Origin of the sequence: Tenacibaculum sp. MEBiC06402, from assembly GCF_049239625.1 — a bacterium.
In the GTDB taxonomy this organism is placed as follows: Bacteria; Bacteroidota; Bacteroidia; order Flavobacteriales; family Flavobacteriaceae; genus Polaribacter.
Genome location: NZ_JBMKKT010000084.1, coordinates 114,646 through 138,958 on the forward strand (window position 1 = coordinate 114,646; position 24,313 = coordinate 138,958).

General features: G+C 30.6%; 14 protein-coding genes. 5 read left to right on the forward strand and 9 right to left on the reverse strand.

Annotation, left to right across the window (positions count from 1 at the left end; all coding sequences use genetic code 11):
• Positions 1–49: 49 nt before the first annotated feature.
• From ACOSP6_RS03430 to ACOSP6_RS03445, 4 genes are all read right to left on the reverse strand, one after another.
• A complete protein-coding gene (locus tag ACOSP6_RS03430) occupies positions 50–2,485 on the reverse strand; it encodes a zinc-dependent metalloprotease (protein ID WP_422092985.1) in 2,436 nt (811 codons plus the stop codon).
• A 135-nt stretch (positions 2,486–2,620) separates the two neighbouring features.
• Positions 2,621–5,074, reverse strand: coding sequence for an alpha-ketoacid dehydrogenase subunit alpha/beta (locus ACOSP6_RS03435; RefSeq protein ID WP_422092986.1), 2,454 nt, complete (start codon positions 5,072–5,074; stop codon positions 2,621–2,623).
• A gap of 117 nt (positions 5,075–5,191) precedes the next feature.
• Positions 5,192–7,975, reverse strand: coding sequence for an aminopeptidase (locus ACOSP6_RS03440; protein WP_422092987.1), 2,784 nt, complete (start codon positions 7,973–7,975; stop codon positions 5,192–5,194).
• Positions 7,976–8,073: 98 nt separating this feature from the next.
• Entirely contained in the window at positions 8,074–8,781 is a 708-nt protein-coding gene (locus ACOSP6_RS03445) for a TIGR00730 family Rossman fold protein (protein ID WP_422092988.1), read from the reverse strand.
• Between the two features lie 265 nt (positions 8,782–9,046).
• Between ACOSP6_RS03445 and ACOSP6_RS03450 the strand changes: the two genes are divergently transcribed.
• On the forward strand, positions 9,047–11,548 hold the full coding sequence (locus tag ACOSP6_RS03450) for a hypothetical protein (RefSeq protein WP_422092989.1): 2,502 nt from the start codon (positions 9,047–9,049) through the stop codon (positions 11,546–11,548).
• Between the two features lie 273 nt (positions 11,549–11,821).
• Here ACOSP6_RS03450 and ACOSP6_RS03455 read toward each other — a convergent pair whose 3' ends face one another.
• Both ACOSP6_RS03455 and ACOSP6_RS03460 read right to left on the reverse strand, forming a co-directional pair.
• Positions 11,822–14,521 carry a CHAT domain-containing protein gene (locus tag ACOSP6_RS03455; RefSeq protein ID WP_422092990.1) on the reverse strand — a complete coding sequence of 900 codons (2,700 nt, stop codon included), beginning with the start codon at positions 14,519–14,521 and terminating at the stop codon, positions 11,822–11,824.
• Positions 14,522–14,524: 3 nt separating this feature from the next.
• Entirely contained in the window at positions 14,525–14,923 is a 399-nt protein-coding gene (locus ACOSP6_RS03460; protein ID WP_422092991.1) for a hypothetical protein, read from the reverse strand.
• 102 nt (positions 14,924–15,025) lie between these two features.
• Here ACOSP6_RS03460 and ACOSP6_RS03465 point away from each other — a divergent pair, with 102 nt between their 5' ends.
• Positions 15,026–15,586, forward strand: a complete 561-nt coding sequence (locus ACOSP6_RS03465) for an RNA polymerase sigma factor (protein WP_422092992.1) — start codon at positions 15,026–15,028, stop codon at positions 15,584–15,586.
• On the forward strand, positions 15,583–16,392 hold the full coding sequence (locus ACOSP6_RS03470; protein WP_422092993.1) for a tetratricopeptide repeat protein: 810 nt from the start codon (positions 15,583–15,585) through the stop codon (positions 16,390–16,392). Before ACOSP6_RS03465 ends, ACOSP6_RS03470 begins: the two co-directional genes overlap by 4 nt.
• A 491-nt stretch (positions 16,393–16,883) precedes the next feature.
• On the opposite strand, the gene uvrA is transcribed toward ACOSP6_RS03470, so the two are convergent.
• From uvrA to ACOSP6_RS03485, 3 genes are all read right to left on the reverse strand, one after another.
• Complete coding sequence (gene uvrA, locus ACOSP6_RS03475) at positions 16,884–19,706, reverse strand: excinuclease ABC subunit UvrA (protein WP_422092994.1); 2,823 nt, start codon at positions 19,704–19,706, stop codon at positions 16,884–16,886.
• A gap of 82 nt (positions 19,707–19,788) precedes the next feature.
• Entirely contained in the window at positions 19,789–20,511 is a 723-nt protein-coding gene (locus ACOSP6_RS03480; RefSeq protein WP_422092995.1) for a tetratricopeptide repeat protein, read from the reverse strand.
• Entirely contained in the window at positions 20,511–21,098 is a 588-nt protein-coding gene (locus ACOSP6_RS03485; RefSeq protein ID WP_422092996.1) for an RNA polymerase sigma factor, read from the reverse strand. The genes ACOSP6_RS03480 and ACOSP6_RS03485 overlap by 1 nt, the downstream gene beginning before the upstream one ends.
• A 93-nt stretch (positions 21,099–21,191) precedes the next feature.
• Here ACOSP6_RS03485 and ACOSP6_RS03490 point away from each other — a divergent pair, with 93 nt between their 5' ends.
• Together ACOSP6_RS03490 and ACOSP6_RS03495 are read left to right on the forward strand one after the other, a co-directional pair.
• A complete protein-coding gene (locus ACOSP6_RS03490) occupies positions 21,192–22,154 on the forward strand; it encodes a hypothetical protein (protein ID WP_422092997.1) in 963 nt (320 codons plus the stop codon).
• A gap of 179 nt (positions 22,155–22,333) precedes the next feature.
• Complete coding sequence (locus ACOSP6_RS03495) at positions 22,334–24,313, forward strand: DUF7619 domain-containing protein (protein WP_422092998.1); 1,980 nt, start codon at positions 22,334–22,336, stop codon at positions 24,311–24,313.

Consider the following 24,313-nt stretch of genomic DNA (forward strand, 5'->3'; position numbering starts at 1 on the left):
TTTTAATAAAATTAAAAATCCCGATGAAACTCATCGGGATTTTTTTATGTTACTTTTTAGGATTTAGAATTGAGTTAATCCTTTCTAAACAATCTTTGTAATGATATTTTGTAATTCTATTTACAGCTCTTTTGCTTGCTAAATTTAATTGATATTTTAAAGAAATCAATTCACCTCTTACAATAGACGGGATATCTGTATTTGAAATTTTCTTATCATTTAACAAAGAATCCATTCTACCAATAAAACTCTTTTGTAAGTTTCTACGATAAACATCTACATTTTTTAAGCTTTTGGTTTCTTTGAATAACCCTTTTCTTAAATCACTCATAAATTCAGAAGCACTATAAAAGTCAGAACTTATTACTTCTGTGTTAATCATTCGTTCTAGTCTGCTTGTATTTAATAAACCAGATAGTTGTCTGTTTTGTAAAGACAGCATTCTGTTGGTATAGTTAGTATGACTAATTTTGGCAAGAAGATTTTTGTCTAACAACCAATTTTGAGTAGTAAACACATTTTTTAACAACCAGTTTAGTGATTCTTTCTGCTTTTCTTTCGAAAGAACCGTATATACATTACCCGATTGTTCCGGTTTTTTATTGTCTTCAAAAACTCCACCAATATTTCCAACAACGTGACCTGCGTATCTATTCCATACTCCAAGTAGTTCAGAGTAAAGTTCACTTAAATCATCATAATTATTAGTTTGGTCTGAAGTCCAGTTTTGTAAGTTTTTAGCAACTATTTTCAAGTTTTTAACTCCATATGTACTTGCTTTTACTTGATCATTTCCAATACCTTCCGTTTGAGAAGCAGGATCGAAACCATTATAACGTTGAATACCGAACTTATAAATAGGATTATCTGCTTTATCGCTAATCCATTTATCCAAAGTTTTTATCTCATCTTCTGGTTTACTAGCAAAAGGTAAATAACGGTAACCCCAATTGATAGCGTAATGGTCGTATGGACCTATTTTACGAATAAAACGAATATTTTTATCACCAGGTTGCGCAACATAATTATATCGAGCGTAATCCATTATAGTAGCGGCAATACCATACTTTTGAGTAAAAGTACCTGAACGCAAAGAATCTACTGGATATGCATAACTTGCAGCCATGTTGTGCGGTAAACCTAGAGCGTGACCTACTTCATGAGCTATTACCATACGCATCATTTCACCAATTTCTTCATCTGGTGTATTTAAAGTTCTTGCTGATGGATTAGCTGCTCCTGTTTCCAGTAAATATCTATTTCTGTAAGATCGTAAATGATTATGATACCAAATAATATCACTTTCAATAATTTCACCTGAGCGAGGGTCAGAAACGCTTGGTCCCATTGCATTTCTTGTCGTACTTGCTACATACCTAATAGCAGAATAACGGATATCTTCCATACTAAACTCTGGATCTTCTTCTTTTGTAGGTGGATCTTTTGCGATAATTGCATTTTTAAAACCAGCCGTTTCAAATGCTTTTTGCCAATCCTCAACACCTTGTTTAATATATTTTCTTAGCTTTTTTGGAGTAGCAGGATCCAAATAATATACAATTGGTTTAATAGGTTCTACTAATTCACCTCTGTTGTATGCTGCTTTATCTTTTGGTTCTAGTCTCCATCTTCGTATGTACATTTTACGATCTGCTTTTAAAGCTTCTGAACTATAATCTACAGTTCCGATTGAGAAATATCCTACCCGTTTATCAAAAACTCTTGGCATCATTGGGTTCTCAGGAAGTAGAATCATTGATTGATTCATTCTAATACTTATACTTCCAGCAGCTCTTTGAGATGGAGGACTACTAGCATCATATGTGAAGTCTTGTACTACTTCAATATTTTTAGGATAACTTTTTATAGAGTTGATAAAACTTCTTTTAGCATCTAATTTTCTAACTTTATATTGTTTCCTTGTCCTCTCTCTAATACCACTAATAGCCTTTATGTCAGATGTAAAAAACTTAGAAACGTCAATAAGAACAGCTGTTGAATCGTTATTTTGAACTTTAATATCAAAAGCATGAATTATAGGCTCTAAGTTATTTGATTTTACAGATTTATATATAGGAAGAGAGTCGTTTGCTATTGCCTGATATGATTTTATTTTTAATAAAACTTTCTTTTTATAATGCTCCCAAACAACAACTTGTTCATTAGTTTTAGAACCTGCATTAATATATCCGCCACCAAAACCAGAAGGTAATGCCTTAATTCTACTTACCAAAAGCATTTCCTTTCCTAGTAGTGCTTTAGGAATTTCGTAGTAATATTTTCCGTTGGTTTCGTGAACTTTGAACAAACCATCATCTGTCTTTGTTTTTTTATTTACAAAATCAGTATACTTAGGTTTTTTCTTTTTAGGTGTTTTTTTAGCAATTTCCTTTTTATCACCTTTTTTTGATTTTTTTCTTTGGGCTTCTATATTATTAGGAATGCCTAAACAAACTAAAAGTAAAAGAAGTAATATTCGTTGCATGTTTTTTAAAATTAGTTGATAAGCCAACTAAATTATCAAAAACTTATGAAATAGATAGTTAGACTTAAGTTAAAATATGAAACGAAAAAAACCGATGAAACTTCATCGGTTTTAAATATTGTAAATGACTATTCTCTAGTATAAACTATTAAATTGAGATGGATTTGCTTCGTGCATAATCTCGTATACTTTTTCAAAAATATCTTCAACTGATGGTTTAGAGAAGTAATCACCATCTGTTCCATAAGCTGGTCTGTGTGCTTTTGCACTTAACGTTTGTGGCTTACTATCTAAATGAACATATCCATTTTGATTTTCAAGAACTTGTTGTAACAAGTAAGCTGAAGCTCCTCCTGGAACGTCTTCGTCAACCACTAACAGTCTATTAGTTTTTGCTAAAGATTTTACAGTGTCTTGATTCTTATCAAAAGGTAATAAACTTTGAGCATCAACAATTTCAGCATTGATACCAACTTGCTGTAAATCTTTTGCAGCTTCTTCTACTAATCTTAATGTAGAACCGTAAGATAAAATTGTAATGTCTGTACCTTCTTTAATTACTTCAACTTCACCGATAGGAGTTTTAAATTCTCCTAAGTTTGTTGGTAATTCTTCTTTTAATCGATATCCATTTAAACATTCAACAACTAAAGCAGGATCATCACCTTCTAATAAAGTATTATAGAACCCGGCAGCTTTAGTCATATTTCTAGGAACTAAAACGTGAATTCCTCTAACATTATTAATAATTCCTCCCATTGGAGAACCAGCATGCCAAATTCCTTCTAAACGGTGTCCACGAGTACGAATGATTAACGGAGCTTTTTGTTTTCCAAAAGTTCTGTAACGTAAAGTTGCTAAATCATCACTCATGATTTGCAATGCATACAGTAAATAATCTAAGTACTGAATTTCAGCAATCGGACGTAATCCTCTCATTGCCATTCCGATTCCTTGACCAATAATTGTAGCTTCTCTAATTCCAGTGTCAGAAACTCTTAGTTCACCAAACTTTTCTTGTAATCCTTCTAAACCTTGATTTACATCACCAATATAACCAGCGTCTTCACCAAACACTAAAACTTCAGGATGCTTTTGTAAAATAGCATCAAAGTTGTCTCTCATAATAATACGAGCATCGACTAAGTTTTTTTCACTATTGTAAATTGGTTTAACTTCCTCGGAGTTAACAACTGAATTAGCGTTATCATTTAATAGATGAGAAGAATATTTTGTGTAAGCACTATCAATACTTTCTTTAATAAAGTTTTGTAATGCAATTTTTTCTGGGAAGTTTTCATCACGAATTAAACGTAATGTTTTTCTACACGCTGTTAAAATATCTTTTCTAATTGGCTCGGTAATTCCCGCTAAATCATTCCTATATTTTGTGATGAAAGTACCATTACTACTTTTTGTTGCTACTTTTTCTAAAAGAGTTGTTGCTGTAATAACTTCAGATTTAATTTCATTAATGAAGCTATTCCAAGCATCGCGTTTAGCAGTACTTACCTCTTTTTTAATTGCCTTATCAAGAGCAGTTAATTCTTCTTCACTTTCAACAAAACGTAAAACATCACCTTGATCATCTGTTAATTCAAACTCAAGAATCCATTTTCTCATTTGAGCAATACAATCAAACTCTTTTTCCCATTCTAATCTTTCTTTAGACTTGTATCTTTCATGAGATCCAGAAGTTGAATGTCCTTGTGGTTGCGTTAATTCTTTAACATGAATTAAAACAGGAATATGTTGTTCTCTTGCTATTTCAGCAGCTTTATTATAAGTGTCAATTAATTTTACGTAATCCCAACCATTAACTACGAAAATTTCATAACCATTAGTATCATTTTCTCTCTGGAAACCTTTTAATATTTCAGAGATACTTTCTTTTGTTGTTTGATGTCTTGCATGAACAGAAATTCCATATTCGTCATCCCAAACACTCATAACCATTGGTACTTGTAAAACACCAGCAGCATTTATAGTTTCAAAGAATAATCCTTCACTTGTACTAGCATTACCGATAGTTCCCCAAGCTACTTCGTTTCCTTGATTAGAAAAATTAGAATGATTTTTTAATTCTTCAACATTTCTATAAATTTTTGAGGCTTGAGCCAAACCTAATAATCTAGGCATTTGTCCGGCAGTAGGAGAGATGTCAGATGAAGAATTCTTTTGAGCAGTTAAATTCTTCCAGTTTCCTTTTTCATCTAAAGAATGTGTAGCGAAGTGACCACCCATTTGTCTTCCTGCAGACATCGGTTCTTGAACGATATCAGTATGCGCGTATAATCCAGCGAAAAATTGTTGAGCGTTTAACTCACCAATCGCCATCATAAAAGTTTGATCTCTATAGTAACCAGATCTAAAATCGCCGTTTTTAAAAGCTTTAGCCATTGCTAATTGTGGAACTTCTTTACCGTCTCCAAAAATTCCAAATTTAGCTTTACCAGTTAATACCTCTCTTCTTCCTAGCAAACTACATTCTCTACTTAATCTGGCAATTTTATAATCATTTAATACTTCATTTTTAAAGTCTTCAAATGATAATTTTTGTGGATTTGAAATTTCTACACTTTGGCTCATAAATAAACTTTTTGTTCGTTTCCACAAAGATAGTTTTTTTAAATGAAATTTAAAAATATTTGTTTTTATTGCTAAAATCGTAAAAAAATACTCTTTTTCAGGATTCCATTGAATTTTCTACAATAATCCTCTACGAATAAAATTGTAAATTCTATCTAAGCTTGAGGTAATTACAAATCGAATTTTACCGGGGTAGGTATTATCTGTAATTTCAAAACCTTCGTTTGTGTAAATCGGAAAATATAATTCTAAAATGTTGGGAACGAAGTTTAAACGAATTCCGTTTTCATAAAAGAACTTTGGGTTTTCGTTTTTACTTTTAAGCATTGCGGCATCATTATACGCTTCGACCCATCTCCAAATGCTTACACTTGTGTTGGCAGATAACATTAACTGATTAGCAAATGATGGTTGATTAAAGAATGATTTAAAACCTCCGTCGGAAATAACGAATTGCTGGCTAAATAATCCCGTGTTTTCCGATCGCCCAAATAAATTTTGTTCGAATAAATAATCAGAACTACGATTTAACCCGAAACTAAAATAATCTCCTTCTGAGCTATTAGTAACAAATAGACCACCAAAGAATCGTAAATTAAAACTTCGCTGTTCATCAAAGAATTTTAAATAGCGAATATCAGTTGAAAGTTTTGTGAAATTATTACCGAGTTCAGCATTAATGGCATATTGTAATCGCCTAATAACATTGGGTTGACTGTAGATATATCGGAAATTAACAATACTATATCGATCACTTTCTATAGCCTGTTGCGTGGGTTGAATTTCTCTGTTGACATAAACAATTCTTGATAAGATTGATTTTGTTCCAACATCTCTCAAAGTATTTCTTTTGAACTGAATATTTACAAAAGGATAGAAGGTGTTATATGATAATTCTGGAGCATAATGGAAGTTACTCCCAGCAATACCATACCTAATTTTATAAATCTTAGTTTCTTCAAAGAATTGGTCATAAGCAAAAGAAAAAGAACCTGTTAAATTCTGACTTTTAAATGCGTAGTTAGGTGTCAAACTAAATTCAAAATTGTGCTTAATCACCGGACGATTGTTGAAATTTACACCTAAAATAATTCCATCATAAAGGTTATACTTTATGTTAGGATTATAAAAAATTTGATTGTAATAAGGATCCTCAATATCTTTCAAAAACCGAAACTGTAGAGGTTTGCTAATAATCGAGTTGTTAATACTTTTGAAATTATTTAAAGAATTATATTCAGGGTAAATTTGCTCGTAATTCAAAGCTAATTTATCGTAGCCATTAGCTTTAAGTTTTATAGTTTTAACACTATCCACTCCAGTAATCCAAATTTTGGATTTAATCTGTTTGTCTTTTACAGTATACAAAGAAACTGGAGCTGTGATATTTCTCTTATTTTTAATAGTGACTTCAACAGAATCTTCTTTTTTTAATAATTTGACTTTCTTGATTTTATAATCAATCTTTTTACTTGTTTTAATGTAATCGTTAAAAAACCAGTCTAAATTTTTATCGGTATTATTTGTGATAACTTTTTCAAATGCATTTGAATTGGTAATTTTCAAACGATGATCTCTATAAAATTCTTTAAAAGAATTGGTAAGAGAATTATTACCTATGAAATCTTGTAAATAGCGCAGTCCAAGACCAGCTTTATACGGACTTACAACTTTTCGATTAAAGTTTGAAAGTGAGTCAGCACGAGTGGTTAATGCCTGATCGAAAAATCTACGAGCACTAAATTGATATAAAAATGGATATTTATCATTTTGCTTGAGTTTCGCTAAATTATAGTTGCGAAACCCCCATAGATTTGAAAATCTACCAAAAACTGTTACATCAGGATAGTACTTATTAATGTATTCCATCATTAAAAAAGTTTGAATTCCCTCTGTTAACCAATAATCATTTCGTTTATTAAATAATAGAACATCGTCTATATACTTGCTAACTAAAGCTTTAAAAAAGCGGGTTTCCCATTTGAAGTTTTCGGGATAAGGTTTTAACCAATCTGGAATACCGTATAAATCGCGCAAGGAATTTTTATTGACTGTATTTGCATCTACTAAAATTTCGGTGTGAGGATGTTTTCCGATAAAATTTTCAATAAAGGTAATCTGACGTTGAATGATTTCGTTAGTGGGGTTGTATTCGATTCGCTTGTTATAAATGTCTGTTTTAATAACTCGCTCTTTCAATTTAAAAATTTTGAAATTACGCGAATTGTTACTGATGTTTAAAATGATATCTTTTCTTTGATTTCCAACCAAATAATACTCGTTAGATGTTTCACTAGAACTTTGGTAATGGTATAAATTACTTTGAAGGTGAAATTTTTTAGGAATACTTATTTCAATAACAAAATTTGCAACATCTTCAAATAAGTCATCCATATTTAGATTACTCATTAATTGCCAACCATTTTGATATACAGCTGGAGTAACATACCAAAATCGTAAGTGATAACCATTTTTAGTGCGCCCATAGCCAGTGTATTGTGCTTTCGGTATTTTAATGGTGTAATTTGCCCTAATTTCAATGCTGTCATTAGGTAGTAAAGGAGTGTTTAACTGAACTTCAACAACGTCCTCTTGCCCATATAGTTCTTGAAAGTCAAGATCGGTATTATGATTTTTTAAAGAGTGAATTTTAGAAAAACCTCTTTCACTGTCCTCTGCGAAATAAAAATCTTTTTTATAATCTTCAATTAATCTTTTTCCTAAAGGAGTTTCATTATCTTTAAAACTGTTTGCCCAATTGTGAAGGTAAATGTCTTGAAGTTTTTTTTGTGTTTTATTATAAAATATTAATGTTTGTTCGACATTTAATGTATGATTAAGTGTGTCTAATTCAGCTTTTATTTTTATGCTATGTTCTTGCGAGGATGCAAAAAAAGGCATTATCAAGAGGATAATATGTAGTACTTTGTATATTCTCAAAATAAAAAACTCGTTGCTTTAGACAACGAGTTGAAAGATAACTTTATTTTTTTATTTAATTAAAAGTTTGGCTTCAATTGATATTTAGCATAGAACTTATTAAAATGCTCCACAGCTTCTTCAGCTGTATCAACCACTCTAAATAAATTTAAATCTTCCGGGCTAATATTTCCTTCTTCTAATAATGTGTTTTTAATCCAGTCTAGTAATCCTCCCCAGAATTTTTTTCCTACCAGTACAATTGGGAAACGACCTATTTTATGAGTTTGGATTAAGGTAATTGCCTCAAATAGTTCATCTAATGTTCCAAAACCACCAGGCATTACAACAAATCCTTGAGAGTACTTTACAAACATAACTTTTCGAACGAAGAAATAATCAAAGTCTAAGCTTTTACCTGGGTCAATCCAAGGATTGTCATGTTGCTCAAAAGGTAATTCGATATTTAAACCAACAGAAGTACCTTTTCCTCTATTTGCACCTTTATTACCAGCTTCCATAATTCCAGGTCCACCACCTGTAATCACACCGAAACCACTTTGAGTAAGTTGGTAAGCAACTTCTTCTGCTAGTTTATAATATTTATGCTCTGGTTTTGTTCTTGCAGATCCGAAAATTGATACACATGGACCAATTTTACTTAGGCGTTCATAACCATCAACAAACTCAGCCATAATTTTAAAAATAGCCCAAGAGTCGTTTGTTTTAATTTCGTTCCAAGTTTTTTTCTGTAATTTCTCGCGAATTTTTCTATCGTCGTTCGTCATAATCTTTATTTTTTGTACACTTTAGTAAGCGTGTATTTTATATCAAGTAATTGCTCTGATTTCAACATATTAATAAGAAACTATCAAAAGTTGATTTTACCGTGTTTCAAAACAAGCCTGCTAATTTACTTCTTTTTTTAGAAAAGGATTCTATTTGACTAAAAAAATGATGGTAATTAATGTAAGTGTCTGTTTATTAGCTCTGCAATTTGTGATTTCATTATCAATTCCATAACTTTAGTTTGGGAATATTAGAAAAACTTTTATGAAAACTATTACTTTATCTAGCTTGTTGTTCTTTACTTTTTCTTTGGGGGTTCTAACCAATATAAAAGCGCAAACATATGTGTATCAAGAAGAATTTTATTCACAATCAAATTGGACAAAAGGAAATAACGACGATCGAGAATTGTATGTATCTGATGGAAAGTATTATTTTCATCATAAGCAAAATACAGGTTTCAGAGAGTTTACAACGAGAACATTTAATTTAGATTTTAATCGTGATTTTGAAATCTTGACTTCTATTAAAAAGATTTCTGGAGAACAGGATAGAGGTATTTCATTTTTATTTGATTACCAAGATAAAGATAATTATACCGAATTTGGCTATACTGCAACGGGTTATTATAGAGTGGCTGAGTCAACTACACAGAAAAAATATACCAATATAAAATCATGGACTTCATCATCTTACATTAACAAAGGAAACTATTCTAGCAATAATTTAAGGATTAAAAAGTCTGGAGGGAGATTAAGTTTTTATATAAATGGAAGCTATGTGTATGGAATGGATTTCTCAAGATTTAAAGGAAAAAAGATGGCGATGCGACTGTATAGAAATCAGAAAGTCGCGATTGATTATTTCAGAGTTAAGTATATCGGGAGCTCTGGAGGTTCAGCAGGAGGTGCAGCGGGAGGATCTACAGCAAGTAAAACTTCGAAGACTATTTTGTTTGAAGGATTCAACAACAATAATAATAATTGGCATCAGCAAGATGATTCAAGTGCTCGATTATCAGTTGAAAATGGAGAATACGTTTTTAATCATAGAAGACAAACAGGAGGTTGGTCTTCAACCATCGTAAAGTATATTAATTCCTCGAGAAACTTTCGAATTTCAGCTCAAATTAAAAAGGTTTCGGGTATTCAAAATAATGGTTTCGGAATTACATTTGGTAAAAAGAATAATGATAATCAAAACCATTTTTTAATTTCAGCGGATGGGTCTTATAAAATAGTGAAGTTCGAAAATGGAAAAAGAACTTATCTAAAGGATTGGACAAAATCGAGTTACATAAAAAAAGGAAACTACGCTACAAATTATCTAAAAGTCCAAAAAGCAGGAAGTGCATATAAGTTTTACATAAACAGCAACTTGGTTTACACTGGTTATTCTGTAAAGTTATATGGAAGTCGAGTTGGTTTTACAGTGTATGATAATCAAACCATTAAAGTTGGTTATTTAAGTCTCGTATATGAAGATGGGAAATCTGATTCTAACTCAAATACGAATAATAATATTTTTAATTCAGTAAGCTCGAAGAATAAACATGTGTCAAAAGAAACCATTTTATTTGATGGTTATAATGATAATAGAAATAATTGGTCTACTACAAAAAATGAAAATGTATCTCTTGATGTTTTAAATGGTAATTATTTTTTCGATCACAAAAGAGCCAAAGGAGGCTGGTCGAGTACTATTCCTAAATATATTGATACATCGAGAGATTTTAAAATCGTTGCGGATATTAAAAAAGAGAGCGGAATTCTTAACAATGGTTATGGGATTATTTTTGGTAGAAAAGACTCGAATAATCAAAATTTATTTTTCGTAAACGGGAACGGTTCTTATTCAATAAATAAAATAAAAAACGGAAAAGATAACTTTCTAAAATCCTGGACTCCCAATAGTGTCGTTCGAAAAGGTAATGGTGGATATAATGTGTTAAAGGTAGTAAAGTTAGGTAAGAAGTTAGAGTATTATATTAATGATACAAAAGTATACACTGATTATTCTCCTGAATTTTTCGGAGAGCGTGTTGGATATATTTTATACGATAGACAGAAAATATCTGTAGCTTATATAAGTGTGGGTTATTTGGATAAGAAAAAAGGTTCTGTTAATACAAGCAGTTCAACTTTAAATTCAGTTAACAATAGCGGTACTACAGTTGATAAAACGAATAGTTACAATTATGATAACAGTGGATATCATTTTAGTGATCAGTTTAATAATAATAGAAACGGGTGGTACATTGTTGATGATGATAAAATAAGATTTAAGATTAAAAATGGAAAGTATTATTTAAAGCATAAGCGAAGTTTTAAAGGGTGGGCTACTTATGATTATAATTATATCGACACAAATAAAGATTTTGAAATTCAAACTAAGATTGATAAAATAAGTGGAACAACTGATTACGGCTACGGATTAATTTTCGGTAAACATGAGTTGAATGATTTCAGATTTTATATTTCCTCAGGTGGTTCTTTTAAGGTTTCAAAAAAGATTAATAACAAAGAGGAAGCAATTAAAGATTGGACTAAGAGCTCATATATTAATACTGGAAACCAAAAGTCGAATATTCTTACAGTTAAAAAGATAAAAGGATATTATAAATTTTACATCAATGGAACTTTTGTATATCAGATGGATTTTCAAAGTTTCTTTGGAAACGATTTAGGTTTTGTGGTGTATAACAATCAAGAAGTTGCCGTAGATTATATAAGAGTAAAATATGCAGGAAGTTTTGTAAATGATTAAAACTTTAAAACAGAAAAAAGAAAAGCAGTAACCTAAGTTACTGCTCTCTTTGAAATAAGAGCCTCCCAACTCTTACTACCCTTACTTTTTCATAAAAATTCTCCCCGACCTTACGATATTGTATAATGATTTTCAAGGTCAAAAAATAAAATCATTATTGGTTTTAACGTTCATGTTTTCATAGCAATTTTTTTAGAACGTATAGCAATTTTAAACAATGAGTAATTTATTATTACTGATTATTTACACTACTGTTCAAAAGTTGGTAAAACGTTACCCTCTTTTTTTGAAAAAAAATAAAATAATTGAAAAAATGATTATTACTCCAAGTATATAAACCCAAAAAGGAGTAGCAGGATAGGTTGGAGAAGTATCTCCAATTAAAACAAAAGAAGCCCAATAATAAGGAGATTGTTGAGATAAAGATTGCTCTTTAAGATACTTACGTTTAGCATTGTTCAATGCTTCCGATTTAGATTGGTTATTATTCAGATTTTTATAAAAATCTTGCATAATACTTGAGGTAGAAGCATCATTTACGTTCCATAGAGAAGAAACAACTGATTTTGCTCCAGAATAGAAAAAACCTCGGGATAAACTAAATACACCTTCTCCTTTTTTGATTTCACCTAAGTTAGTTTCACATGCACTTAAAACAACTAAATCTGCATTGGTTTTATGTGTGTATAATTCGTGTAGTTTTAATGTGTCTTTAGAAAAATAAATAGCAGGATTATCAGAAGAAGAAGCATGTGTAGCTAAATGCAAAATTTTGTAATCACTACTGTTCCTTAGGAAGTTAGTTTTGGTAGCATTTATGTTTGTAAAAACATCACTACTAATTTCGTTTTCAATGGTTTTTACTTCTGATTCGGTAGCATTAAGAGATTTTAGTTCTGAGTTAGAAAACGAAACAGGAGCAAAGGCTGCTAAATTTTTAGAAGTTTCTCTTTTTAAAGAATTATTAAAATCTAAAAAAGAAGCTGAATAAGCATAACTAATATTATGATCTTCGATTAAATATTTTGGATTTTCATTATTAGTATTGAACGACTCAAAAGGGATGTTTTGAAGAACATCGTTAGATAGAATAATCAGGTTTTTATTTTTAATAAATTCTCTAGATTTTTTATTGGGAAACAAATTATTAAATAACTTGTTAGATGTACCATAAAAATCTTTGAACTCCGATTTTTGTGTTAAAGGTTTTGATATGAGTTTTTTATAATTATTAACTAATTCATAGAAACTAGAATCTATTTTAGTTTTAAAAGTATAATTGCTGTTTTTTGATGTAAACAGACCAAATAAATTATTGTTATTTGAATCTAAATGGTAAGAAAGAATAACAGAATTACTATTCAAGTTTTCTTTCATTTTCTCTAAAGAAATAGGTTGAATATTATTTCTCTTAGAAAAATACTCGGGATACACTTTAACAATAGAATCTTTAAATCGATCGAAAGAAAGTTTTACATTGAATAAAGAATCCTTGATTTTTTTATTCTCGTCAGATTTTTCTTCAAGCGAATAGATATTCTCTTGATATTTTTTTAATTGAGTTTTTACTTGGTAAGGTAAATTTAGTTGACTGTTATTTTCTTTAATACTTTGAATAAGTAAAAAAGCTTTGTTTTTTTCGATAATCGAGTTCATCAGTTCGTTATCCCCCAAACTATAGGCAGCCAATACACCATAGTTATAGATTTCAGAAACATCATCTCTCCATAAGAATTTAGTGTTTATTTCAGTACTGTTTTGAATAGTGTAATTTATAAAAGCATCAGACAAATTAACTGTTTTAACACTTTTTTCTAAATATTCTTTCTTTTGAGTTTTATTGTATAAATGGTTAAGAATATTAAGTTTGTCCTTAAAAGCGAGCACTATGTTTCTTCTAGAAATAGCATTTTTAAAATGATTGACTTTAACATCAGTTTTATCTTCAAGTGGTATTTCAAAACAAGAGTTTATAGCGTAGTTGATATTTTTTGAAGCTAGCGTATAATAATTTTCTATAGAGTAGTAATTAGCTATGTTACGATAGGTCTCTGATGTAATTGCTTTTTTATCAAGGTTGTCAAGTTTTTTTGCGTAAAACAATCCCTTGCTTAAATAATAAAATGCACTATCATTACCTTCTTTCGTATAAAGCTCACCGAGGTTACCGTAAGAAACCGCTAATGTATAATTATTTTCTTGTGAATGACCAATTTTTAATCCTTTGAGATAGTTCTTTCTTGCTTTATGATATGAGTAATTTTCTTCTAAAAAGTACAAATTGCCAAGATTGTTAAACAGATAACTTTTTTCTCTAATATTAGATAAATGAATATTGTTATTAATAATACTGTCGCATTTTTTTAAATATTTAATCCCTAGCAGAGCATGCTTTTTAGTTTTTATTTGGTTACAGGTTAAAGAAAAGCTAAGAGTATAATTAATTACATCAATTATATTTCCTTGGCTTAATAATAAATCAATCCCCTTAAGATAATAATCTGTTGCTTTATGTAATTCACCTTTCATCCTGTAGTAGTCGCCTAAGACACATAAAGACTGACCAACTTTTTTAGGGTAATGATTTAGTTTTGTGGCTTTGCTAAAATAAATATAAGAGGAATCTAGCTCATTTTTTAGCACAAAGTATTTTCCGATTAGAAAATAGGAATTGTGATAATGTTTTGGGTAAAGATTAAATTCTTTTGATAATTGATTTTGAAGTTTTGCGTATTTTATAGCGGAAGCTAGCTTATTCTTTTTGTAAAATATCCTGGAGAAGTTAAAAGCTTTTATAACTTTTTTATCTACGTCTGAATTGAGGCAGTTTAAAATACTATCGGCTTCTCTTTCAGTTATTTTTTTATCACTGGTAGTATTTAGGTTATAATTAAAAGAGTTCTGTCCTATTATAACAGTAATGTTTAAATAGGACAATATCAAAAAAGTGACAAAAACTCTAATAATTTTCATGCTTTAATTAAAAGTGAAAGTAGGTGTGTTTGGATCAAAATTAAACTGTACACTAATGTATTCACTTCCTGCACAGTTTGTAGGAGGTACTCCTTCATCAGTTCCTGTAGCTCCTGCATGTCCTGCAGTAGTTCCTGTGGGCGACAAATATGTCCAGGTTTCATAAGCCTCGTTACTCTCTACTAATCTTTGTAAATTTATGCCGTACATGCACTCTACAGCATTTCTCCCTGTTCTTCTTTGCTGTGGAGTTAATCCTGGAATAAAATAAATTCTAAGTTGTTTCTGTTGAGTAATTTCTTTTAGAGAATTTACATCTTCTTTTTTCGTCATGGGGTTAGTTGTAAACGAATAAATCCCAACCGTTACTAAAGCAATTAATACAATTTTTAATAATTTCATAATTTAAATTTTTATATGTTCCTCACACCTTAGTAATTAAAAAACTAAAATGTTACCCGCGCAAAAATAGAAAATTTTATTTTTGCTTTATAATTGTAATTTATGGACGGAAATTATTACCTCGATGCACTTGTCAAAGGCGACTCTAAAGTAGTTTCAAAAATATATGATGTCAACTTTAAACAGGTAAAACGATTTATATTACAAAACAAAGGAAATACGGAAGATGCTGAGGATATTTTTCAAAAAGCATTACTTCAAATTGCTGTTCGTCATAAGAAAGACGGAATTACAATAAATACTACTTTCGATGGTTTTTTATTTACAGTTTGTAAAAATTTATGGCGTAGAGAATTAAATAGTCATAAAAGTCGGGTAACAAATAGTGATGTGGTTGAACAGGTAGGTGAAGAAAAAGACAATGCAAGGGCAATTATCGAGCAAAAAAGACAAGAATTATTTATAGAGATGCTCGATAAAATCTCTGAAAATTGTAAAATGATTTTATCGCTATTTTTTGCAAAAACACCTTATGCAGAAATAGTTGCGAGTACTGAGTATACCTCAGAAACGGTAGTTCGTCAGCGAGTTTTTAAATGTAAAAAGAAACTGACGGATTTAATTAAAGAAGACCTTAGATTTAATTCTTTACGAGAACTATGAATTTAGAAGACGACATATTAATAGAGCAATTTTTAAGAAATGAGCTTTCCGAAAATGAAAGACAAGAATTTCTTGAAAGAGTTAAAAACGATACCAATTTTAGAGAGACGTATCTGTTAGAAAAACAGCTTTTTGAATCTCTCAATGAAAACGATTGGAGCTTTGCAGAGAACGTTAATGAGAAGGAATTAAATGATTATGCTGCTGTATTTAAAAGCGATGAAATTCAGAACCTAAAAAAGGTGCTTAAAAATACTAAGGACAAACAAAATGATGGTAAACAAATGAATAGGGGAAGAATAATCAGTCTTTTCTCTAGTTTAGCTGCAGCTGTAGTTATTGCAATATTCGTTTTTAAGCCTATGCTATCACCATCTGTTTTAGACACCAATTCCTTATATATTAATTATTCAGACTTTAATAACTTACCATCTTTTACAGAAAGAGGAATTGATGATACTAATAATTTGCTCGTTGATGGAGAAAAGTTTTTCAAACAAAAAAAATATAAAGAAGCAGTAGTTATTTTTGATGAGTTTCTGAAGGAAAACAAAAGTGAAAGTGGTGCTTACATTTACAATGCATTAGCGCAAACAGAACTTAAAAACTTTGACGAAGCAATAGAAATACTTGATGTTTTGAAAAAGAGTGATTTAATTGATGCTGAAAAGGCTTATTGGTATATGAGTTTGGTGTATTTAAAATCTAATCAAACTGAAAAAGCTGAAAAAGAATTACAGTATATTATCAATAATTCACTGTTTAATAAACCAAAAGCGGAAGAGTTAATAAGTAAATTACAGTAAGCTTCTGTGATGGACCTGAAGTTGTTTTAGGTTCTAGTCTTAAAATATAAAATTTCAACTAAAAAGAAAAGTAGCAACAAGAGTTGCTACTTTTTTAGTTTGTAAGATCCCTACATCTTACCACTTTACTTCTTCATGTTAACCTTCCCTTCGTTCGACTATTCTTAAATTCCCCAATAACAGAATAGCCTTTTGGTTCTTTTTCATGAAGCGTATTTTTTCATTATTTTCTTATCATAGCAATTTTTTTATTTCACATTACATGTGATACGAGAAAAATTGTTTAAAAATAAATTGCTTTCAAATGGTATTGAAGAACTATATGAAAGAGTTATTTATTAGTAAGTTACTATTGTGGTAAAAATGTTACTATCAATTTTGAAAAAAAATAAATTTATTTTTTAAGTTGCTGTATTTCAGTGTTTTTAAGAGTGAGAAAAGAGGAGGGTTTGCCTATCTTTTTATTGATTGTATCAAGAATAGATAATCGTTTAAATCAACTCTTTTTTCAAAAATTTAGCGGTATAACTTGTTTTATGTTTGGCTACTTTTTCGGGAGAGCCAGTAGTTATGATTTGTCCACCGCCTTTTCCACCTTCCATGCCAACATCAATAATGTAGTCGGCAAGTTTAATAACATCTAAATTGTGTTCAATAATTAAAACAGTATTTCCTTTATCAACTAATTTATTTAACACTTCCATTAAAACACGGATATCTTCAAAGTGTAAACCAGTTGTTGGTTCATCAAGAATATAAAATGTATTACCTGTGTCACGTTTTGACAGTTCAGAAGCTAATTTAATACGCTGCGCCTCTCCTCCTGATAACGTTGTCGATTGTTGTCCTAGAGTTATATAACCTAAACCAACATCTTTAATAGTTTTTAGTTTTCTGTGAATTTTAGGAATGTGTTCAAAGAATTCTACAGCTTGATTAATCGTCATTTCTAAAACATCAGAAATAGATTTCCCTTTATATCGAATTTCTAAAGTTTCTCTATTGAAACGTTTTCCTTGACAAGTTTCACATTCCACATGAACATCAGGTAAGAAATTCATTTCAATAACACGTAAACCGCCACCTTGACAAGTTTCACATCTTCCGCCCTTTACATTAAAGCTAAAGCGTCCTGGTTTATAACCTCTAATAGATGCTTCAGGAGTTTTAGAAAATAAACTTCTAATTTCACTAAATACACCTGTATAAGTTGCTGGATTAGATCTTGGTGTTCTTCCGATAGGAGATTGATCAATATCGATAACTTTATCAATATATTCTAAACCAGTAATTTTTTTATACGGCATTGGTTCTTTTACACCTCGGTAAATGTGAGCATTTAAAATCGGATAAAGTGTCTCGTTAATTAAAGTGGATTTTCCACTTCCAGAAACTCCGGTAACACAAATCATTTGCCCTAAAGGAAATTCAACAGTAACATCTTTTAAATTATTTCCGCTTGCTCCTGAAAGTTTTATTTTATTTCCGTTTCCTGCTCTTCGTTTCTTAGGAACTTCAATAGTTTTTCGTTTCGATAGATAATCCGAAGTGAGAGTTGCTTCTTTGATGATTTCACTATAAGATCCATTACTTACAATTTCTCCTCCATGTCTTCCAGCACCTGGACCTACATCTAAAACATAATCAGCGTTTTTAATCATGTCTTCGTCATGTTCTACAACTAAAACAGAGTTTCCAACGTCACGAAGTTTGATTAAAGAATCGATTAACTTTTGATTGTCTCTTTGATGTAAACCAATACTTGGCTCATCTAAAATATATAATACCCCAACGAGTTGAGAGCCAATTTGTGTTGCCAAACGAATTCGTTGTGCTTCTCCACCAGAAAGCGATTTAGAAGTTCTGTCTAGCGTTAAATAATCTAAACCAACATCCAATAAAAACTGAATTCGAGTTCTGATTTCTTTTAAAATTTCAGAAGCTATTGTTAATTGTTTTTCTGAGAGCTTCTCCTCAATTTTAGAAAACCATTCAGCTAACTCATTTACATCCATTTGCGCTAAATCGCTGATGTTTTTTTCAATGAATTTAAAATGTAAAGCCTCCTTTTTTAAACGTTTTCCATTACAAGAAGTACATTTTATTTCATCCATGAAACCTTTTGCCCATCTTTTGATAGAGGAACTATCGGTATTTTTATATTGACTCTCAATAAATGAAACAATTCCTTCAAAATCGATTTGATAGCTTTTTGTAACACCAGCTGTCTTAGATTCAACTTTAAAAGACTCTTTTCCTCCATGTAAAATTACCTCTAAAGCCTCTTTAGGAATTTCAGAAATAGGGTCTGTCAGTTTAAATTTATATCGTTCAGCAATTGTTTGAAGTTGTTTGAAAATCCAACTATTTTTTTGCTCACCTAGTGGATTAATTCCTCCATTCTTTATAGAAACGGAGTTATCAGGAATTACTTTTGTAATATTTACTTCGTTTGTTGTACCTAAACCATTACATTTTTCGCAAGCCCCTTTTGGAGAGTTAAATGAAAAAGTATTAGGCTCAGGATTGGGATATGCAATTCCGGTAGTAGGACACATTAACTCTCTACTGAAATATCTAGGTTTTTCATCATCAACATCAATCACCATTAAAATATTATCACCAGTATATAGAGCTGTTTTGATAGTTTCTTCTAAACGCTTTTCAGAACTTTCATCAACAACAAGTCTGTCAATAACAACTTCAATATCATGTGTTTTATAACGATCTAACTTCATTCCTTTTTCGATTTCTCGAATTTCACCATCTACTCGAACTCGTAAAAAGCCTTGTTTTGAAATTTGTTCAAATAATTCTCGGTAATGTCCTTTTCTGGATTTAATTAATGGAGCTAAAACGGCAACACGCTTTTCGTTGAAATCTTTTAAAATAAGTTCTTTGATTTGCTCATCAGAGTAACTTACCATTTTTTCATTTGTGTTGTAAGAATAAGCATCGGCAGCTCTAGCAAAAAGTAGACGCAAGAAATCGTAAATTTCCGTAATTGTTCCAACAGTTGAACGCGGACTTTTATTGGTCGTTTTTTGCTCTATTGAAATAACGGGAGATAATCCTTCAATTTTATCAACATCTGGTCTTTCTAAACCTCCTAAAAACTGACGAGCATAAGCGGAAAAGGTTTCAATATACCTTCTTTGTCCTTCAGCATATATAGTGTCAAATGCTAAAGATGATTTTCCGCTTCCACTTAAACCAGTAATTACGACTAGTTGTTCTCTAGGGATTTTAACGTCAATATTTTTAAGGTTATGAGCTCTAGCTCCGTATACTTCAATGAATTCTTGTTCTTTCAAGGTTACGATTTTACACAAAAAAGCAAAGTTACCAAATAGAATTTATTAATTCATGGTGATTTCAAATTGTATTTGGAGTTGTTCATTTAGGTAAATTTTGCAAAAGCTTTTGAGCTTTTTTAAATTGAGTAAATTCTTCTGGAAGTTGTGTTAATAATGCTTTACATTCTGAGTGTTTTTCTTGTTTTAAATTACTCAAAGCTAAATACCAAATTGCAGTGTATTTATAACTTGTGTTTCCTTCAGATATTGGTTTTAAAACAGTTTCAGCTTCCTGAAATCGATTTATTTCTATGAATGAAAATCCTTGGTATAATTTTAACTCAGTATTAGTAGGGTCTTCATTCAAAGCTTTTGAAAGTAATTCAATGGCTTTATCGAAGTTTTTATCGTTAAACGCATTTTGAGCGTCAATTAAATTTTTTTGTTCACTTCCACGTGTAACGAAATTGACAGTTGGATACTCAATATACTCTTCGTAGGTAGCTTCCGAAGAAGGGTAAAACAAGTAAACGCTTAAAAGTATGGCGATACTTGCAGCAGCGGAATAAATCCATCTAAAGCTTCTTTGATTAGTTTCTTTATTAAAATATTGAGTAGAGATGTTTTTTAAGTTTTTTTCAAAGCTTTCTAATTCTTTTTCGCTTTTGAAAGAGTTTTCCAATGAATGATGAACTTCTTTGTATTGTTCAAAATCTTCTTTGAATTCAATATTCGATTGAAGAGAGTTTTCAAAATTTATGAGATCTTCTCCAGATAGCTCTCCAGCCAAATAGTTTTCAAATAATAAAAATTGATCCACCATTAAGAATTGTTTTTTAATTCGTTATACTCTGAACTTGTTGTGATTAGTTGCGTAAGCTTTCCTATACATTGCGATTTTTTCTTTCTAGCATAGGCGTAGGAAATACTTAATTTCGATGCTACTTCTTCCATAGATTTTATTGTAAAGCAAGCTTTTAATAAACCTTTGCAAGCATCACCCAATTTTTGAAACATCTTTTCAAATAATTCATGCTTTTGTTCAAATAAAGAAGTTTCAAACACTAAATTCTCTGCTTCTTCATATTTAGATACTTCTTCATTTAGAATTGTTACCTGTTTATTTTTAGTTTTCTTTAATTCATTCAACCATTTTCGTTTGCATAAAAGAAAAAAGTAGGCATCAAATGGACATGTAAGTTGCAAGTCGTTTTGAGTTGCTTGCTTATAGATTGTAATTAAAACTTCCTGAATTACATCTTCTGCGTTTTGTGAGTTCCCGCTATTATTTTTTATAAACTGAATAACTTTCGGTGCAAACCGATTATAAATATCACGAATGATAAATGAGTTATTAGTTGCCAATCCGTCAATGTATTTCTGGTCGATGTGTACCTTTTTTTCAGGCATTTAGGTTGATTTTTATGCTAATTTAAAAAAAATGGGGTAACAAAATTTTAATGTTGTTGATATAAGGGTGTAAAAACTTTAAAACTTAAAATTATGAAAGCAAAGAGATTAGTATTTGGGGTAATGGTTTCGATGATGTTATTTGTGAACTGTTCTAAGGAGAATGATAATTTAGATAATGATTGTAATGGAAACTGTGAATTAGTGAATTACAATTCAATGGAAGAGTTTTTTGAAAATAACGGAGTACAGTATCAATCATTTACCCTTTCTGCAGATGCGGGAGGAGAAATTACAGGTGAAAAAGGAACAAAAATTACATTTCAACCGAATTCATTTCAAGATCCGAGTGGAAACGCAGTAACCGGAAATGTAGATATAAAAATTAAGGAAATATTTACCGTTAGTGATATGATTTTATCTAATAAACCAACCAATGCGGTTAATAATTCTGGAGAAAAAACTTTTTTATTATCAGAAGGAGAAACAGAAATTGTTGCAGAGCAAAATGGTATTACTTTAACAAGTGCACCGGGAAAACCGATTCAAATTAGTGTTCCTTCAACTGGAGGAGAAGATGTTGATATGCGAGCTTTTATTGGAACCGTAGATGCGGATGACACTATTGTTTGGAATCAATTTTTTAATACTGAAGTAAGATTTCAATCGGCACCTGATAGTTACATATATGATGTGTTCGAATTAGGATGGACGAACTGTGATAAATTTTATAGTTATCCTGGAGCTAAAACAACAAATTACGTGGATTTAACATCAAGTCCAAACCAAAGTGAAGCAAGAATTTTTATCGTATTCAAAGAAAACAATCTTCCAGCTGTAGTTAGTTTTACACAAACCTACACTGATGGTTTACAAAGTTATTTGAATTCACTGCCTGTCGGTTTAGAAGTAACTTATGTTGGATTAACGATAAAAGATAATCAACAATACATGGCAACAAAAACGGTGAATATTGGGTCTGATGCATACGTCAATTTAAACTTCAACGCTGTTTCTACTGATGATATTTTAGACACATTAGCATTGTTAAATTAATCGATGATGGCTCAAAAAGCAACAAAAGAAAATTTAGTAAAGTTTTCGATACTATTATTTATTACAGTATTAGGTATGTTAGTTATGCTGTTTTAGAGGCTTGTTTGATAGCATCTTAATTCTAAATATGGAGTTAAGATGCTTTTTTTATATTTACTTAACTGTTAGAATGTTACTCTATGTGTTTTCAACCAAATCAAAAAACATTATTAGTTTTTTTATTGTTTCTATGTATATGTGAAGTCAATGCTCAAGAAATAATTAAAAAAGATACCATCAGAAAAGAGGCGAAGTTTGAACATGTCTTAAAAAACAATGAAATAGTTTTAACTCCAATTCCACCTAAACTAACTCAAATTGCCGGAGCGCCTAAAGCGTATTATTCTTATTTCTGGGAATTTGGGGATGGTTATTTTAATAAAGAGAAATCTCCAAAACATATCTATAAAGAAAAAGGGGATTACGAAGTGAAGTTATGGGTAACGAATCATTATGACTCTGGAAAACCACCAGCAACTAGACCACAAAAAGTTTCTATTAAAGATGACGCATCAATTAGTAATAATGTGGCAACCATGACAAATGATTTCGATTTGTTAACTAACAGAGATCCAGTTCCAGACGAAAAAATGGTATTTGTTATGAGATATAAAAACAATAAACAATATGTTACAAGCGGACGATTATATCTTTTTTATAATGAAAGGAAATACAAGACAGATAATTTTGAAATAGAAGATATAAGAACACATAATGGAGAAGAATTAGTCATCGAAGAAGAGAGTCAAGTAGTAGCTGTAGATGAAGTGGATGATAATGCAATTTTATACAGTTCTCTTTCTGATGAATTTGAAGGAATTCAACAACTACAAGATTCTACAAAAACGGATTTAGATAAAACATTAAAGGAGTCTAAAGAGTATTATAAAAACTGGAGCATTTTTAATTTCGATAATTTGAATCCAAATGAAGAAAGAAATGTGTTTTTTACCTTAAAAACACCTCCTGAAATGTTAAAAGACACGAGTGCAATTATTACAATTAGAGGAGTTCATGTTCCTGATAGAAATTTTAAAAATCACACTGTAAAAGAGAAAGAAATGGAAATTGTTACTTCTCACGATCCTAATAAAATGTCTTCAAACGGAACTATTTTAAATTACAGATTTGTAAAGTTTAAAACTGTGAAGTACAAAATCCAATTTCAAAATGATGGAGAAGGGCCGGCAAAAACGATTCGCTTAGAAACTGATATTCCTGATATGTATGACAAATCAACTATAAAAGTAGTGGAAATGTATCCGAAAGTTGTTATTTGCCCGAAAAAGCCAGTAAGTTATAGTTGTTTGGATACGACATTCACAGAGAAACAAGCTATTTTTACTTTTAAAAATATTTACTTACCAGGAAGTAATCAGAGAGGAGTTCAAGAAAAAGATTCTACGAAAGGTTTTGTGAAATACAGTATCAAATTTGGAGATGATTTTCATAAGAGAAAAACTGTAAGTAAAACAGCTATAATTTTTGATAAAAATGAACCCATCATAACGAACAGGTCTACAACTCGTTTTTTACCTGGAATTTCGGTAGGAGCCAAGACAGGTTATAATTCGTTTGCTCATTTAAATGATTCTAGAAGCTATTTTGTGGGAGCTACAATTTCTCCTTTTAAATCGTACAGATGGTATTGGCAGTTAGAACTATTGAATAGTTTACATTCTTATAAAAGTAATACGCAAACAACTGAAGTTACAGAAGATTTACCAGCATTGAATATTCGTAGAACAACCCGAACATCTGTTGCGTCGGATTACACTAATGTAGATGTTGAAATTCCACTTTTAGTTCGATATAACGTAAATAATTATATCGGTCTAGGCGCGGGAGTTCAAGGGAAAATAAGTTTAAGTGAAAAGAAAACTAAGGAAACATTCGTAGAAATTTCGGAACAACCAATTCAAGGAGATGGAGTGGTAAATGTTACTAACAATACTATTGAAGATAAAGAAACTTCTTCGTTTACAAATTTTAGGAAAGGTTTTTTATTAGAAGCTACAGCTGGTTTTTCTCGAATTGGTCCGAGTATTGGAGCTCGTTATGTTTTTGATACACAAAAAGAAAATAATTACTGGCAGTTGTATTTGATTTGGAAATTTTAA